Below are 16494 nucleotides of genomic sequence, written 5' to 3' on the forward strand. Positions count from 1 at the left end.
TTCATCCGTGGTAAGATGGGTGTAGGTCATTTGTGGTCACTCCTTTGTATTCTTTGGTCGGAATTACAAGTTGAGTGTACCACAAATGGCTGTTTTAGTTGTCTAGCTTAATTTTACAATCGGCGATTTAAATGAATTGGGAAAGCGTTTAGATAAATTAAGCACTAAGCTTGTCAAATTAGGAGGGTAGAAGAAAATCAGTCTATAAATAAATATCAAAAGTATCTCCACTCATCAGTAGCAAATACAATACCATAAACTATATAAGTAAATTAATAATTTCTATCCTCAAACTTTGAAAAAATCGTTTTAAACATGTTGAATTGCAATAATCATTGCGACAAATATGTTTCTTTACTTGATTAACAAGCGTTCGTGTAAAAATACGTCCAAGAAGGCAACCGTCGCAACCGTATCTTCTCGTGCACCGATTGGACCGCGACACATCCGACAGGGTGACTTTTTTCGATTTGATCAATGGAAAAGGGCGTCGAGCACCGGCTCGACGAACCGCAAATTGGTTTACGGTTCATCGTGCCTCCTCACGACACTCCGCAAACGCAAATACGGTTCATCGTGCTGACTCACGACACTCCGTAAACGCAAATACGGTCCATCGTGCCTCTTCACGACGCCCCGCAAACGCCAAATTCTCCAAAAATCCCCACAAAAAAAGAGCATCACCCACCAAGGTAACGCCCATCCCACCTAAAATTCAAAACCAAACTCCCCATACTTCTCAGCTTTCTCCTCCAACACCATTACCATTTGAATCGATGCCTTAATTCGGCTCAAATCATTAAAGCTCAGGTAGTGATCAATCACCACCGTCAACTTAAACGTACTAATAATTATATCCGCCTCATTCGAACTAAAGCGCGCAACACTCAACTCCCGGTGCTGGTACGTCTCAATCGCCAAATAATCTCACAATTCAAATGATAACAACTTCTGAATCATCTGCGCATGAGAGTAGTGCCCATCATAATACTTCCCGTGCAAATCAACCATTAAATTCTTCAAATTAATGAACCTATATAGATCCGTAAGTCAATCTTATTCTCATCCATAGACCGACCCAGTAATTGTCTAAACTCATAATATATATCATAAAGTGCTTAGTGAGTCTTTGGAAACTGAGCACGAAAATATTCTTGCATATCTGCTGTTTAATTCATCATAATTCGTTATCCTTTATGCGACGATTCAATGCCAAGATCAGGTTTCGACCCACTTAAGAAAGCAATATCTTCCTTTATAATGCGAGCAGTACTGTCTAGATGTTCAGCTAAGGTAGAAATTGTTACTAGCCATCCCGTTTCAGCAATAAGCCAATTAATTAAAGGCGGCGAAGATTATTTGCCTATTATAAACGTCTCATAGGATCCCTCTCAACTTATCAATAAACAAACGCTTTCTAATCGGAGTCCAACAAAATATACTGTAATATAAAGTAACTTATGATAGTTTTAGCCAATAGTATTGTAAAGTTTATGTAAATTTTAAGGGTTAATTAAGAAAAAAGAGAAAAATGTAGTATCATAGTTTAAGTGAATAATAAGGCTACATTCAGCGCATAGAATAAATTATTGCATTACTATTATAATTAAATATACATATATTAATCGTTTTCAATGAGATATAATCCATTTTCCCTTTAAACACCATAGATTTATGCGTATAATTAAGGTAAAATTAAACAATCTATAAAAAATATTATCAAAACTAGATAAAATTAAAAATTAACTTAATATCGAAGGATTGATAATCTATACAAGAGGAGCAAAAAGGATGAAATTTACCCGGAATGTTTTACTTATATTACTAATGGTTACCTCAACATTAAGTCCCAACCCGTTTGTATCCGCTCAGGAAGAGTCATCAGAATCTTCTGAGCATTTTTCGATGTTATTTATGGGAGTAGATACTGGAGACTTAGGAAGAGTGGATCAAGGCCGTTCAGATACAATAATGGTTATGGATATGAGTAAGGAAGAAGAAACTGGAATTCTTGCAAGTATTCCACGAGATGCCTATGTTGAGATTGAAGGATATGGATTGGATAAGATAAATCATGCATATGCCTTTGGTGGCGCAGAATTAAGTTTAAGCACGGTTAATAACTTCTTAGATACAAATATTGAGAACTATGTCGTAGTTAACATGGCAGGACTGAAGGAAATTGTAGATGCAGTTGGAACGATTGAAGTCACACCACCGACATCTTTCTCTATAGGAGGGTATAACTTTGAGGCAGGTGTGACAACCGAATTAGATAGCGATATGGCATTAGCTTATGCACGTGAACGTTACACATCTGGTGGTGATTACGCAAGACAAGAACGTCAACGTGAAATCGTCCAAGCAGTCATGCAAAAAGCAACGGAACTGGAATCAATACCAAACTATATTAAGATGTTCTCTGCCTTATCAGATAATATTGAAACAAACTTAAGCTTGCCTCAATTATTTGATTTATACAAAACTTACAATTCAAATATCGAAATTGAAACTTATCAATTAACGGGAACAGGTGAGATGATCGATGGTATTTACTATGACATCATTGATGAAAACTCATTAGCAGCTTTAAAAGAACAACTACATTAATAATAGAGAATAAATGAATTAAAATAGTAAAGTTGGTGACCGATTGGAAAAACAAAATTCAACCACTGTATTTGTTAAGTGGATTGAGAAAATGAACAACATTCAAAAAACAATAGTCTGGTTACTCGCAGATTTCATTTGTCTTTGTATTGGATCAGCGAGCGCCTATATCTTTTACTGGAATATGATTAGCCCAAGATTAAAAGGGTACTTTCTTTTCACAATTGTAGCTTTTGTTATCTATATAATTGTCAGTCGAGTGTTTAAATTAAATATGCGGATTAATCGCTATAGTGGCGTACGAGATTTATTCTCTCTATTCATGGCATTCGTACTGAGTGGATCTTTAAGTGGTTTAATCACCATCTTTTTCGACTTTATGATTGCTTTACGCTTCATGGTACTTGCAGGGATTGTAGCTGGAATTATCGGAGTTGGTTTACGTGTACTTTGGCAGAATATCTACCTATTGAAAGATCAAAATCGGCGCACCCAAACGGAAGATATTAAGCAAATTATTGTGATTGGCGCAGGTGACGGTGGATCACTCTTCGTAGAGAATCACATACGGAATCCACAAGATACAAAAGTAGTGGCGATTCTAGATGAAGACCCCAAAAAACAAGGTAAAAGTATCTCGGGTATAAAAGTTGCGGGTGATCTATCACAATTAGAAGCTATTGAGAAAGACTACGACATTGATCGAGCAATTATTGCCATACCAAGTTTAACGCCCGAAGATTATGAACGAATCATTACTGAACTCAACAAATATGATATTAAACCCTATAAGATGCCTAAAGTTGAAGATGTCATTACGGGAGTTTATCAAATGAATCATGGTCCTAAAAAAGTAGATATTGGTGATCTCTTAGGAAGAAAAGAAATCCAATTGGATGAAAGTCATTTAAGAAAAGAAATTGAAGGCAAGACCATTGCAATCACCGGAGCTGGTGGATCCATTGGATCAGAAATCACTCGACAAATCAGTCGCTTTAATCCAAAGCGTGTCCTACTCATTGGACATGGTGAGAACTCAATCTACTTAATCTATCAAGAACTTCAACAACTCGATACGATGACCGAATTCGTTCCTGTGATTGCGGATGTGCAAGATTATGAGCGAATCTATGAATTATTCAAAGAAGAAGAAGTGGATATTGTCTATCATGCAGCAGCGCATAAACATGTACCGCTCATGGAATGGAACCCAGAAGAAGCCTTAAAGAATAATATACTAGGGTCTTACAATGTAGCAAAAGCCGTCGACCAAGCTAAAGTCGGTAAGATGGTGATGATCTCAACGGACAAAGCCGTTCGCCCACCGAATGTGATGGGAGCATCAAAACGTGTCGCCGAACTCATCGTCACTGGAATGAACAAACAAAGTGACTCGATCTTTTGTGCGGTTCGCTTTGGTAACGTGCTAGGGAGCCGTGGAAGTGTTATCCCACTCTTTGAGAAGCAAATTACGGCCGGCGGTCCCGTCACAGTGACCGACTTTAGAATGACCCGTTACTTTATGACCATACCAGAAGCAAGTCGTCTAGTTGTATTCGCGGGAGCACACGCAGAAGGCGGCGAAGTATTCATCTTGAATATGGGAGAGCCAGTCAAGATAGTAGACTTAGCGCGCAAGTTAATTCTACTTAGCGGCCATACGGAATCAGAGATTCCAATTGTGGAAGCCGGGATAAGACCGGGTGAGAAGTTATATGAAGAGTTATTAACATCCGGCGAACTGGTCGAAGAACAAATTGATGAGAATATCTTTATCGGTAAAGTCGTGGACAAACCGCTCAGTGAAACCGTTGAGTTTGTTGAAAGTTTAAATGACTTACACCCAAGAAAGTTAAAACAGGCGATTATTGACTTCGCCAATCACAGTGCTGAATAATAAGAAGTTAGTGGAGGATATATGGAACAAGAAATTAGTTTATTAGATTTGTGGAATCTTTTTCGTAAGTACTTTGTAAGAATTGCTGGTATGACGATTATCGGTGCAGCTTTAGCTGTGGCTTTTACGCTATTGTTTGTTGACCGGAAATATGAATCAGAGGCGCAATTATTAGTAAATCAAAGTAGTGGACAAGAGACAGCTATGCAGTATAGCGAGTTACAATCGAATGTCTACTTAATTAATACGTATACGGATATTATTCAAGGAGATGCCGTGTTAACAGCAGTGAATGAGAGTTTGGGTAATCACTTTACGATTGGTGAGCTTAGAAATGCCATTAGTGTAACTCAATCTCAGAACTCACAAGCCTTCTATATCACTGCGAAAATGGAGTCTCCAGTCGATGCACAAAACATAGTGAATAGTGTCATTACTGAATTCGAGAATATCTTAATGGCGTTTTACGGTGATGATGTGACGGGTATTTATGTGATGTCCTCAGCATCCTATAACCCTAATGCGGTATCTCCTAGCATTATTATGAATGCCTTAATTGGCGGTATGTTAGGGTTCATTATTATGGTTGGTATTGCCTTGATTAAAGAATTGATGGATACGCGAGTGAAGTCGGTTGATGATCTTACTAATATGGGGTTGATTCGCTTAGGAGAGATCAATGAATTGACCAATGCACAAGTCAAGAAGAACCGTTATAGAATTGAATCAGATAATACACCGTTAAGAAGGAGAGTATAGAGATGTTTGGATTTGGAAACAAGCAAAAAAAAGCTGAAAAAGAACAGCGTTTAGGTGCACCCTTAATTACGTATTATGAACCTAAGTCAATGATTTCGGAACAATACCGTACACTACGCACAAACCTTGAATTCGCGCAAGTCGGCAATCAAGTCAAGTCGATCGCGATTACCTCAAGTATGCCGATGGAAGGGAAATCAACGACCTCAGCTAACTTAGCTTATACAATGGCACAAACAGGTCGTAACGTATTGATTGTAGATAGTGATCTGCGTAAGCCAACTGTTCACCGGACGTTTAAGTTGAATAATGAACTAGGATTAACGACATTATTAGCGAATCCAGAATTAAAGTTTAATCAAGTAGTTCAAAAGTCTAAAGAATTAGGGTTATATTTCTTACCCTCAGGACCCATGCCACCCAACCCTGCTGAATTGATTGGATCACCTCAAATGGCAAGATTAATGCAAGAATTGTCTGATAACTTTGATATGGTTATCTATGATACACCGCCTGTTAATTCAGTAACGGATGCTCAAATTATTGCGAGTAGAGTCGATGGTGTGATCTTAGTTGTTCGGCAAAACTTGGCGCGCAAAGAATTAGTTAGAGAAGCCAAGCAAGCCTTAGAAAATGTTAAAGCAAATATATTAGGCTTTGTTATAAATAATGTGCCTTTTGAAGAAGGAAAAGGGTATGGTTACTATGCCTATGGTTTAGAGGATGACGAAGCATGATCATCGACTTACATTCTCATCTCATACCTGGTGTAGATGATGGGGCTCAAACCATCGAACAATCCATTGAACTAGCCAGGCAAGCTATTGATGAAGGGGTTGAACATATGGTTCTTACCCCTCATCATCGTAACGGTAAGTATATAAATTATAAGGCAGATGTAGTCGAAGCAGCGAATGCTCTACAAGAGGCATACAATCAAGCTAATGTGAATCTAAAAGTCTATGCATCCCAGGAAATTCGTTTAACAGACAAGTTCCTGGATGATTTATATAATGGGGAATTATTGTCGTTAGATTCAGCTGGAAAGTATTATCTGATTGAGTTTCCCTCAGACCGAGTACCTTCCAATGCCAAGCAAGTCTTAAAAGAATTAATCGATGACGGTATTACACCCGTGATTGCGCATCCAGAAAGAAACCATGAGTTATCCAGTAATCTATATCTGTTATATGAACTCGTACAGATGGGGTGTTTATCGCAAATTACAACATCAAGTTATTCGGGTTATTATAGTGAAACACTCGTCGCGAACAGTCAACAAATGATTCAACATAATCTAGCTCACATATTAGCTTCAGATGTTCATCATTTAAAGTACCGACCAATGAATGTACAGTCTGCATTTGAACGATTAGCGAAAGAGTACGGACAAGAAACTGTCCTATACTTTAAAGACAATGCCCGAGATATCTTTAATGGAGATCGAGTGAATATAAAGAAACCAATCGAACCAAAAAAACCACGTAAGAAGTGGTTTGGGTTATTTAATTAACAAAATTATATACAGAAATATTAAGTTCTAATAAATTGGAGGAAAAAAATGAAAATTAAAAATATTCCGTTTTCACCACCAGACATAACAGATTTAGAAATAGAAGAAGTTGTTAATACATTAAAATCTGGTTGGATAACAACTGGACCAAAAACAAAAGAATTTGAAAAACAAATAAGTAAATATGTTGGAGTCAACAGGGCTGTGGCTTTAAATTCTGCAACTTCGGGTATGGAACTAGTATTAAGAATTTTGGGCATTGGTCCTGGTGATGAGGTAATAACCTCAGCTTACACTTATACAGCATCTGCATCAATTATAGAGCATGTTGGGGCTAAAATAATTTTAATAGACACTGCACCTGATTCTTATGAAATGGACTATGAACAGTTAGAAAAAGCAATTAATAAAAATACTAAATTAATAATACCAATAGATCTAGCAGGTATTATGTGTGATTATGAAAAAATATTTGAAATAGTTAAACGTAAAAAACATATTTTTCAACCTATAACTAAACTTCAAGAAAAAATTAATCGAGTTATGGTAATGGCAGACGCAGCTCATGCATTTGGTGCATCTCAAAATGGGAAAAACTGTGGACAAGTAGCTGATTTTACTGTTTTTTCATTTCATGCAGTAAAAAATTTAACAACATCAGAGGGTGGAGCAGTAGTTTGGAGAAATGATTTAGGTCTTAATGATGATGAAATTTATCAAGAATTCATGTTATATAGTTTACATGGACAGTCTAAAGATGCGTTAACTAAAAATGAAAAAGGTTCATGGGAATATGATATCATTTACCCTGGTTACAAGTATAATATGACTGATATTACTGCATCATTAGGTTTGATTCAATTAAAAAGATATAGTCAATTACTCTCTCGAAGACATGAGATAATTGAAAAGTACAATGAAGGTTTGAGAGAGTTAAATATAAGTGTTTTAACACACAAGGCAGAAAGTAATACGTCATCCGGTCATCTGTACTTTGTTAGAATTCCAGGGTTAAATGAAGAAACCAGGAATCAATTTATACTAAAAATGGCTGAATTAGGTGTTTCTACAAATGTTCATTACAAACCCCTACCAATGTTTACAGCCTACCAAAACCTAGGTTTTGATATCAAAAACTATCCAAATGCATTTAATATGTATAAAAATGAGATAACTTTACCACTTCAGACCTTACTTAATGATGAAGATGTGGAATATGTTATAAATGCATTTAAAATAGTATATAAAAAAATAATTAAAATATAAAAGGTGATGCTGTGTATAACAAATATGTAAAACGAATAATAGATATAGTATTCTCACTTATTTTATTGCCATTTTTTGTGATTCTAATTTTAATTATTGGACCTATTATTTATTTTCAAGATAATGGCCCTATTTTTTATAATGCTGAAAGACTTGGATTAAACAAGAAGGTATTTAAAATGTATAAATTTCGATCAATGAAGTTTAATGCGCTGGATATTAGGAATGAAGACGGTTCGACATATAATTCAGATAATGATCCACGCGTAACAAAAATCGGCCGTTTTTTACGAAAAAGTAGTATAGATGAAGTTCCACAACTTATCAATGTACTGAAAGGTGACATGAGTTTCATTGGACCGAGACCTGATTTACCTGAACACTTGAAAAAATATACGGGTAATGAAGAAAGGAAAGTAGAAGTACGACCAGGTATAACAGGATACAATCAAGCTTATTTCAGAAACTCTATCCCTTGGAAAGAAAGAATTCAAAATGATATTTACTATATAGATAACTTGTCAATTACATTAGACATAAAAATATTAAAGAAGACGATTATTTCTGTTTTAAATAGAGAAGATATCTACACCAAATAGAATTACAGACTAGGAGATTATTTTGAGTAAAAAATATTTAATCGAAAAATTGGAATGGGACACTAATTATTTTGGAGTTGATTCTGCTATCATTAAGCTTTATGATACTCTATTAGAAGAGGAACAAGATAATTTAGTTCAGATATCTAAAGAATTTAACTTTGTGACGATAGCAAATATCTGTAACAATCCACTAAATAACCAATGGATAAATACTAAGACACCATCAATCATGGTAGATATTAATATACAGTTTGAAAAAGAAATATTAGATAAAAACAAAAATGATAAGAACATTTTCGTAAAAAATCAACTTGAAAATAATGTACAATTACTTAAATTAGCTGAGAATTCATTTAATTATTCTAGATTTATGAATGATCCGTATCTAAATAAAGAAAAAGCAAGAAAAATTTACTATAATTGGACATTAAATTCGTTCAGAAAAGATAATAAATATTTTGTTTATTATAAAGATGAAGAGAGTATATATGGATTTATATTATTTTCAATGGATAAATTGTCAGCAACAGTAGAGTTAATAGCAGTCGATGAGAATTACAGAGGGAAAAATTTAGGAACTAGATTAATTAAAGCTCTAGAAAATTATGTCTTAGAGCAAAAAAAATATAGAATAAAAGTTGGAACCCAGATAAATAATATTCCTGCGATAAACTTTTATATAAATAATAAATTCAAGATGAAATCTATTTCTAGTACATATCATCTTTGGTGGAATTGGAGGGAGCTATGAAGATATTGTATATCGCAACATCTTTTCCAAAACCGACACAAGGTAGCACAATTTATACTGATTTAGCAGAGCAATTATCATTTAGAAAGCATGAAATTACAGTTGTTGCAACTGAGCAAGGTGCAAGTAAAACAGAGCTGACTAGAGAGCGAGGAATTGAAGTTCTACGAGTAGCCACTGGTGACTATTATGATGTGGACTTAATAAAAAAAGGTATAACGACTTTACGAATGCCAAAAATAATTAAGAAAAATGTATCTAAATTTTTAAGTGATAGAAATTTTGATTTTATTCTATTTGAATCACCGCCAGTTACTAACAGCGATGTTGTAAAATGGGCAATGAAAAAGTATGAATGCCCATCTTATTTAATGTTAAAAGATATATTTCCACAAAATGCTATAGACTTAGGCATACTTAAAAAGTGGAATCCATTATATTGGTATTTTAAATTGAAAGAAAAGCAACTTTTAGAGACTGCAACAATAATAGGATGTATGTCTGAAGCTAATAAGAACTATGTTTTAAAAGAGAATAGCTATTTAGATAGTAATAAAATAGAGTTGTTTCCAAATACTAAAAATATGACTGAAAATTACAAGAAGACATCTTATAATATAAGAAGAGAATTAGATATACCAGAAGATGCGTGTATATTTTTATTTGGCGGAAATATGGGGAAACCACAATATATTTATTTATTATCGCATGCTTTACTTCAGTTAAAAGAGCAAAAAGATATTTACTTTTTATTTATTGGAAGAGGGACAGAACGTTATAAATTAGAGAATACAATTAATAAACATGAAATAATTAATGCAAGATTGTTAGAGAATTTACCAAGGAATGAATATGAACAAATTACTTTAGAAAGTGATGTTGGGTTAATTGTACTTGATCCAAGATTTACTATTCCCAATTATCCTTCCAGGATTTTATCTTATATGGAATACGGTAAACCAGTATTAGCAGCGACAGATAAAGCCTCGGATATTAATGAATTAATTAGTGATGCAAGCTGCGGTGAATGGGTTTGGTCAGGGGACAAAGATGGGTTCGTAAAAAAAATTAAACAAATGAGTGAAAATCTAAAACTAAGAGATATAGGACTTAACGGAAGAAAATATGCTGAAAAATTTTTAAATACGGATGTTTCTGTATCTATTTTAGAGAATCACTTCAATAGAGAGTAGGTTTAAAATGTTTGAAAATAAAATATTGTTAATTACAGGTGGTACAGGCTCATTTGGTAATGCTGTACTTAAACGTTTCTTAGACTCAGACTTTAAAGAAATTCGTATTTTTTCTCGGGATGAGAAAAAACAAGATGATATGCGCAAGAAATACAACAATGATAAGATTAAATTCTATATTGGCGATGTTCGAGATATAAATAGTATTCGAGATGCTGTTCGTGATGTTGATTATATCTTCCATGCCGCCGCATTGAAGCAAGTACCTTCATGTGAATTCTTCCCCATGGAAGCTGTAAAAACGAATGTTATTGGTACAGATAATGTATTGACTGCTGCTATTGATGCTGGTGTTAGTAATGTTGTTTGTTTATCAACAGATAAAGCAGCTTATCCGATTAATGCGATGGGAACTTCTAAGGCAATGATGGAAAAAGTGATTGTCGCTAAAGCGCGGAATATAGATTCAGAAAAAACACGTATTAGTGCGACCCGTTACGGTAACGTAATGGCTTCACGAGGAAGTGTGATACCACTCTTCATCGAACAAATTAAAGCAGGTAAACCATTAACATTAACAGATGGTGAGATGACTCGTTTTATGATGAGTTTAGATGAGGCAGTTGACCTAGTGTTATTCGCCTTTGAACATGCAGAACAAGGTGACATTATGGTACAAAAAGCCCCTGCAAGTACAATTAACACATTGATTAAAGCTATTGATAAAATTTTCAAAGTTCAATCAGATATCAAAGAGATTGGTATTCGCCATGGAGAGAAAATGTATGAATCTCTCTTAACAAAAGAAGAAGCAGTGCGTGCGATTGACATGGGAGATTTCTACCGCGTACCATCTGATAAGCGTGATCTTAATTATGACAAGTATTTTGAAGAAGGTAATCCAACTGGCTTATTAGATGAATACAATTCTGATAATACAGAACAACTATCAGTGGATGAATTAGTGGAGAAGTTATTAGCATTGGATGAAGTTCAAGCAGAATTAGCTAATTGGGAGGGTTGATCATTGAATATTCTCGTAACAGGAGCCAATGGCTTTGTTGGTAAGAACTTAATTGCGACCTTAGAACAAATGGAAGAACATAAAGTGCTCAAGGTAACACGACAAACCACAAAGGAAGAATTAAACGACTATGCTCAACAAGCGGACTTTGTTTTTCACTTGGCCGGTGTTAACCGTCCTGTGAAAGATGCAGAGTTTGTTGAAGGCAATGTTGATTTTACTCAAACATTATTGAATGCATTAATCAAAGCTAAGAATAAAGCACCGATTCTTATTACATCATCTACCCAAGCAACCAATGATTCTGCTTACGGACAAAGTAAAAAAGCAGGTGAAGACCTAGTCTTTCAATATGGTAAAGATTATGATGTAAAGACTTATGTCTACCGATTACCTAACTTATTCGGTAAGTGGTCTAAGCCAAATTATAATACAGTTATCGCAACCTTTAGTCATAAGATTGCAAGAGGCGAAGAGATAACGATTAATGATCCAAACGTTGAATTAACCCTCGTATATATTGATGATCTAGTTGAGGAGTTTCTCAGAACCTTGAATGATCAAGCAGCCAAAGACGGGGAGTACTGTATTGTACCTGTAAGTTATCAAGAAAAGTTAGGACATATTGCTGAATTACTTCAGGAGTTTAAAGCGTCAAGAAATAATCGTGTGATATCGAATCTAGATGATGATTTTACTCGTAAATTATATAGTACTTATTTAAACTTCTTGCCAGTCAATGACTTTAGCTATCCACTAGTGATGCATGAGGATCCTCGTGGGTCTTTTACAGAGTTTGTTAAATCACCTTATGCTGGTCAAGTTTCAGTCAATGTATCGAAACCAGGAATTACTAAAGGGGAACATTGGCATCATACTAAAAATGAAAAGTTCTTAGTTGTATCAGGACATGGTGTTATTCGCTTTAGAGACTATTTCTCAGATGAAGTGATTGAATATGAAGTATCAGGAGATAAGTTAGAAGTTGTTGTTATTCCAACAGGTTATACGCATTCGATTGTGAATACAGGAGATGCGGATATGGTGACAATTATGTGGGTAAACGAGATGTTTGATCCCGATCATCCTGATACATTCTTTTTGGAGGTTTAATTAAATGAAAAAATTGAAAGTTATGACCGTAGTAGGAACACGACCAGAAATTATCCGGTTATCTTCAGTAATTAAGAAATTAGAAGAATCTCAAGCAATTGAACATATTTTGGTTCATACTGGACAAAACTATGACTATGAGCTAAATGAAGTTTTCTTTGAAGACTTTGGCCTAAGAAAGCCAGACTACTTCTTGAATGCTGCTGGAGGTTCTCCAATGGAGACAGTGGGACAAATCTTAGCTAATATCGACCCAATCTTAGTTGATGAAGCACCGGATTCATTCCTTGTACTAGGAGACACTAATAGCTGTCTGTGTGCAATTGCTGCTAAACGTCATCATATTCCAATTTTCCATATGGAAGCTGGAAATCGTTGCTTTGATCAACGTGTACCTGAAGAAACGAACCGTAAGATCGTTGATCATGTAGCAGATATCAACTTAACTTATAGTGATATTGCCCGTGAATATTTATTAGCTGAAGGCTTACCAGCGGATCAAATTATCAAAACGGGTAGTCCAATGTTCGAAGTATTAAACGAAAAGATGGACGATATTAAGAATGCAAAAAGCTACAAAAAGTTAGGTCTTGAAAAAGGACAATACTTTGTTGTATCTGCACATCGTGATGAGAATATTAACTCAGAACGTAACTTCTTAAACTTAGTTGACTCATTAAATGAGATTGCGGAAGTTTATCAATTACCAGTTATTGTAAGTACTCACCCTAGAACACGTAAGATGATTGAAGAAAAAGGTGTAGAATTCAATGATTTTGTTCAGTTAATGAAACCAATGGGATTCACTGATTACAATAACTTGCAATTGAATTCAAAAGCAGTATTAAGTGATAGTGGTACAATTAGTGAAGAATCATCAATACTTAAATTTAAGGCACTTAACTTACGTGAAGCACATGAACGTCCAGAAGCAATGGAAGAAGGTGCAGTCATGATGGTTGGGCTTGAAAAGGAACGAATCATGCAAGGGATATCCATACTTGATACACAAAAGGAAGATACTTTAAGATTGGTTGCGGATTATAGTATGCCGAATGTATCAGATAAAGTGTTGAGAATAATTGTTTCATATACGGATTATGTGGATAGAGTAGTATGGGGTAAGTAGAATGAGAATTCTACAAATAAATTCAGTATATGGCTATGGTTCTACAGGGCGAATTGTTCAGAACTTACATAAAGAGATACAAGCGAATGGGCATGAGAGTTATGTTATCTATGGTCGTGGCGATAGAAGCGAAGATAAAAATGTTTTTAAAATTGGAAACAAATTTGAGCAAGCAATTGATGTTTTAGGAACTAGAGTATTCAACAAACATGCACAGTATAATTATGTGAATACAAAAAAAATTATTAAAAAGATAAAAGAAATAAAACCTGACATTGTGCACTTACATAATATTCATGGATACTATGTTAATTTTATTAAACTGATTTCTTTTCTTAAAAGTATAAACGTAAAAATAGTTTGGTTATTACACGATACATGGTTAATATCTGGGAGTTCAGCTGACCAAGGTGGAATTGAGTATGATTGGGAAAAAGAGCCTAATTTAAATCATCTCAAGAAAATTTCAGAAGAATACCCTAGACATATACAAAATAGTGTAAAGCAAGGGCATAAGAATTATTTAATAAAAAAGGAATTATTAAGTGATTCCGGTATTACTTTTATAACACCATCTAATTGGCTAGCAGAGATAATTAAGGAATCTTTCTTAAAAAATAATAAAGTGATTACTATCCATAATGGTATTGACACAGATCTCTTTAGGGTTTTGGAAAATAAAGATGAAGCTAAGAAAAAAAGTATACTAGGTGTGGCTAGTAAATGGGAAGATAGAAAAGGATTAAGATACTTTGAAAGATTAGCAAATGATTTGGATGAAAATTTTATAATTACAGTTGTTGGTGTTACAAAAGAGCAGGCGAATCAAATTAATCCTAAAATAAACTGTATTCAGAGAACAAATTCAATTCAAGAGTTGGTTGAACTATATAATAAGGCAGATATATTTGTAAATCCAACACTTTACGATAATTTTCCTACTGTAAACATAGAAGCACAGGCATGTGGAACACCAGTAATTACATTTAATACTGGAGGAAGTGGTGAGTCAATTATACATGGAAAGACAGGGTGTGTAGTAGAAAAAGGAAATTATGAAAAATTACTTAATTCTGTCCAAAATGTTAATAAAAAAAATGAGAAATTATCTGAAAACATTAGAAGAAATGCAGAAAGGTATTCTTCAAAGAGTATTCAGAAGGAATATTTAAAATTATACAAAAATATATTAAATGGATTGTAATCTTTATCTTGAAATATTTTTTACTTGTTAAATATTTATCTGTACAATAAATTATAGATAAACAGTATTGTTTATGAGCTATAAAGTAAGATTTTGAAAAATAAATAATTGTGAGAGGAGAAAATTTATTTTGGAACTCAATTCCACAAAAAATCTAAAGTATATTAATGGTTTTTTAGGACTAATATTGTAAAAATTTGGAATAGAATTAATTTATTTAAAAGTAGTTTCACCATTATATAGATACTCTGGGCTAGTAACAAATACAAATACAATGAGTTTTTTTATCTCAGTTTTATATTTATTTTTATTTATGTTGTATAGACCTAAAAATAAGAAGTTTGTATCGACTTCTTTATACAATATGATTGCGTTGTTCGTTTTATTACCCGCTAATTCTTATTATTGGATGAGTTCACAAAGTCATTTATATACTTTCGTATTGAATGGTTGCTTTGCTTTAGTATCTTTTATCTTGCGATTAAAAAGGGTGTATATAATTGATAGTTTTAAATATGCAAAATTAATTTTAAAATTTTTTTTTCGTATATATTATTATGTCAATTTTTATTGTTGTGTCTGGAGGAGGATTTGATCCAAGAACACTTGATTTTTCTGCCATTTATAGTTTAAGAGAAGAGACTGAAATTTCTGGTGTTGTTGGTTATTTAATGAATTGGTGTGCAAAAGTTTTCTCACCATTCTTCTTCTCTTATTTTTTTTATAAGAAGAATTATATTGAGAGTTTGTTGGTTCTTTTTATTCAGCTATCACTTTATTTAACATTTAGATTTAATGATTATGTGAAACTTCAAAAGTATGCAAAATCGGTTTTAAGCGACAGTGGAACCATAAGTGAAGAGTCTTCGATTCTAGGATTTAGAGCGCTTAATATTAGGCAGGCTCATGAACGCCCTGAAGCTATGGAAGAAGCATCAGTGATGATGGTTGGCCTTAAGAAAGAAAGAATTCTTCAGGGGTTAGAAGTACTAGAGACACAGAAAAAAGATACTTTAAGATTGGTTGCAGATTATAGTATTCCGAATGTATCAGATAAAGTGTTGAGAATTATTTTGTCTTATACAGATTATGTGAATAGAGTGGTTTGGAGTAAAACTAATGAATAAAAGAATCTGCTTCGTGTCACTAAACAATATATATTTAACACCATATATCAATAAATATATTGATCTAATTGAGGAACCGTATGATGTTATTTATTGGAATAGGCATAGGATGAAAGAAGATATTAAAGCTGAAAACTATTATTCATTCAATCTCCAAATTGAAGACACAGCAAGTAAAGCTGCTAAACTTTTAGGATATATGAAATTCAGAATGTTTGCGTCTGATGTATTAAAAAAAATAACTACGACCATGTTATTCTATTACAAACAAGTGTTGGTGTTTTGTTAAGGTCAACATCATTAAGC

At 33.9% G+C, this 16494-nt stretch carries 16 protein-coding genes; 15 read left to right on the forward strand and 1 reads right to left on the reverse strand.

The annotated features are described in order from the left end of the window. Positions 1-708: 708 nt before the first annotated feature. On the reverse strand, positions 709-921 hold the full coding sequence (locus ACEN4N_RS07795) for a hypothetical protein (RefSeq protein WP_407093980.1): 213 nt from the start codon (positions 919-921) through the stop codon (positions 709-711). Between the two features lie 870 nt (positions 922-1791). Between ACEN4N_RS07795 and ACEN4N_RS07800 the strand changes: the two genes are divergently transcribed. From ACEN4N_RS07800 to ACEN4N_RS07870, 15 genes are all read left to right on the forward strand, one after another. Beyond that, entirely contained in the window at positions 1792-2610 is an 819-nt protein-coding gene (locus ACEN4N_RS07800) for an LCP family protein (RefSeq protein WP_407093981.1), read from the forward strand. Between the two features lie 91 nt (positions 2611-2701). Continuing rightward, positions 2702-4507, forward strand: a complete 1806-nt coding sequence (locus tag ACEN4N_RS07805; protein WP_407094004.1) for a polysaccharide biosynthesis protein — start codon at positions 2702-2704, stop codon at positions 4505-4507. Positions 4508-4528: 21 nt separating this feature from the next. Next, positions 4529-5266, forward strand: a complete 738-nt coding sequence (locus ACEN4N_RS07810) for a YveK family protein (protein WP_407093982.1) — start codon at positions 4529-4531, stop codon at positions 5264-5266. Between the two features lie 2 nt (positions 5267-5268). Then, a complete protein-coding gene (locus ACEN4N_RS07815) occupies positions 5269-6003 on the forward strand; it encodes a CpsD/CapB family tyrosine-protein kinase (protein WP_407093983.1) in 735 nt (244 codons plus the stop codon). Continuing rightward, complete coding sequence (locus ACEN4N_RS07820) at positions 6000-6779, forward strand: tyrosine-protein phosphatase (protein WP_407093984.1); 780 nt, start codon at positions 6000-6002, stop codon at positions 6777-6779. Before ACEN4N_RS07815 ends, ACEN4N_RS07820 begins: the two co-directional genes overlap by 4 nt. 48 nt (positions 6780-6827) lie before the next feature. Then, the gene (locus ACEN4N_RS07825) at positions 6828-8045 is read left to right on the forward strand and encodes a DegT/DnrJ/EryC1/StrS family aminotransferase (RefSeq protein ID WP_407093985.1); all 1218 of its coding nucleotides are present in this window, start codon (positions 6828-6830) and stop codon (positions 8043-8045) included. An 11-nt stretch (positions 8046-8056) separates the two neighbouring features. Next, positions 8057-8644 carry a sugar transferase gene (locus tag ACEN4N_RS07830; RefSeq protein ID WP_407093986.1) on the forward strand — a complete coding sequence of 196 codons (588 nt, stop codon included), beginning with the start codon at positions 8057-8059 and terminating at the stop codon, positions 8642-8644. Between the two features lie 22 nt (positions 8645-8666). Beyond that, complete coding sequence (locus ACEN4N_RS07835; protein WP_407093987.1) at positions 8667-9398, forward strand: GNAT family N-acetyltransferase; 732 nt, start codon at positions 8667-8669, stop codon at positions 9396-9398. Continuing rightward, positions 9395-10591 (forward strand): glycosyltransferase family 4 protein, encoded by a 1197-nt coding sequence (locus ACEN4N_RS07840; RefSeq protein ID WP_407093988.1) that lies wholly within the window; start codon positions 9395-9397, stop codon positions 10589-10591. The genes ACEN4N_RS07835 and ACEN4N_RS07840 overlap by 4 nt, the downstream gene beginning before the upstream one ends. Before the next feature lie 7 nt (positions 10592-10598). Beyond that, the gene (locus tag ACEN4N_RS07845) at positions 10599-11615 is read left to right on the forward strand and encodes a polysaccharide biosynthesis protein (protein WP_407093989.1); all 1017 of its coding nucleotides are present in this window, start codon (positions 10599-10601) and stop codon (positions 11613-11615) included. A 3-nt stretch (positions 11616-11618) separates the two neighbouring features. After that, complete coding sequence (locus tag ACEN4N_RS07850; protein ID WP_407093990.1) at positions 11619-12728, forward strand: NAD-dependent epimerase/dehydratase family protein; 1110 nt, start codon at positions 11619-11621, stop codon at positions 12726-12728. A gap of 4 nt (positions 12729-12732) precedes the next feature. Beyond that, positions 12733-13857 (forward strand): non-hydrolyzing UDP-N-acetylglucosamine 2-epimerase, encoded by a 1125-nt coding sequence (gene wecB / locus ACEN4N_RS07855; protein WP_407093991.1) that lies wholly within the window; start codon positions 12733-12735, stop codon positions 13855-13857. Position 13858: 1 nt separating this feature from the next. Beyond that, positions 13859-15061, forward strand: a complete 1203-nt coding sequence (locus ACEN4N_RS07860; protein ID WP_407093992.1) for a glycosyltransferase — start codon at positions 13859-13861, stop codon at positions 15059-15061. 671 nt (positions 15062-15732) lie between these two features. Then, complete coding sequence (locus ACEN4N_RS07865) at positions 15733-16188, forward strand: UDP-N-acetylglucosamine 2-epimerase (RefSeq protein WP_407094005.1); 456 nt, start codon at positions 15733-15735, stop codon at positions 16186-16188. Beyond that, positions 16181-16477: a hypothetical protein gene (locus ACEN4N_RS07870; RefSeq protein ID WP_407093993.1), complete on the forward strand. Its 297-nt coding sequence runs from the start codon at positions 16181-16183 to the stop codon at positions 16475-16477. Before ACEN4N_RS07865 ends, ACEN4N_RS07870 begins: the two co-directional genes overlap by 8 nt. Positions 16478-16494: the final 17 nt, after the last annotated feature.

It is taken from the genome of Ruoffia sp. FAM 20857 (assembly GCF_045528645.1).
GTDB classification, from domain to species: domain Bacteria; phylum Bacillota; class Bacilli; order Lactobacillales; family Aerococcaceae; genus Ruoffia; species Ruoffia halotolerans.

Excerpts from the sequence above, each read along its gene's own strand:
- wecB (WP_407093991.1), top strand. The coding sequence starts at position 12,733 with ATGAAAAAATTGAAAGTTATGACCGTAGTAGGAACACGACCAGAAATT.
- ACEN4N_RS07800 (WP_407093981.1), top strand. The coding sequence starts at position 1,792 with ATGAAATTTACCCGGAATGTTTTACTTATATTACTAATGGTTACCTCA.
- ACEN4N_RS07870 (WP_407093993.1), top strand. The coding sequence starts at position 16,181 with ATGAATAAAAGAATCTGCTTCGTGTCACTAAACAATATATATTTAACA.
- ACEN4N_RS07865 (WP_407094005.1), top strand. The coding sequence starts at position 15,733 with ATGAATTGGTGTGCAAAAGTTTTCTCACCATTCTTCTTCTCTTATTTT.
- ACEN4N_RS07840 (WP_407093988.1), top strand. The coding sequence starts at position 9,395 with ATGAAGATATTGTATATCGCAACATCTTTTCCAAAACCGACACAAGGT.
- ACEN4N_RS07820 (WP_407093984.1), top strand. The coding sequence starts at position 6,000 with ATGATCATCGACTTACATTCTCATCTCATACCTGGTGTAGATGATGGG.
- ACEN4N_RS07815 (WP_407093983.1), top strand. The coding sequence starts at position 5,269 with ATGTTTGGATTTGGAAACAAGCAAAAAAAAGCTGAAAAAGAACAGCGT.
- ACEN4N_RS07860 (WP_407093992.1), top strand. The coding sequence starts at position 13,859 with ATGAGAATTCTACAAATAAATTCAGTATATGGCTATGGTTCTACAGGG.
- ACEN4N_RS07845 (WP_407093989.1), top strand. The coding sequence starts at position 10,599 with ATGTTTGAAAATAAAATATTGTTAATTACAGGTGGTACAGGCTCATTT.
- ACEN4N_RS07825 (WP_407093985.1), top strand. The coding sequence starts at position 6,828 with ATGAAAATTAAAAATATTCCGTTTTCACCACCAGACATAACAGATTTA.
- ACEN4N_RS07805 (WP_407094004.1), top strand. The coding sequence starts at position 2,702 with ATGAACAACATTCAAAAAACAATAGTCTGGTTACTCGCAGATTTCATT.
- ACEN4N_RS07810 (WP_407093982.1), top strand. The coding sequence starts at position 4,529 with ATGGAACAAGAAATTAGTTTATTAGATTTGTGGAATCTTTTTCGTAAG.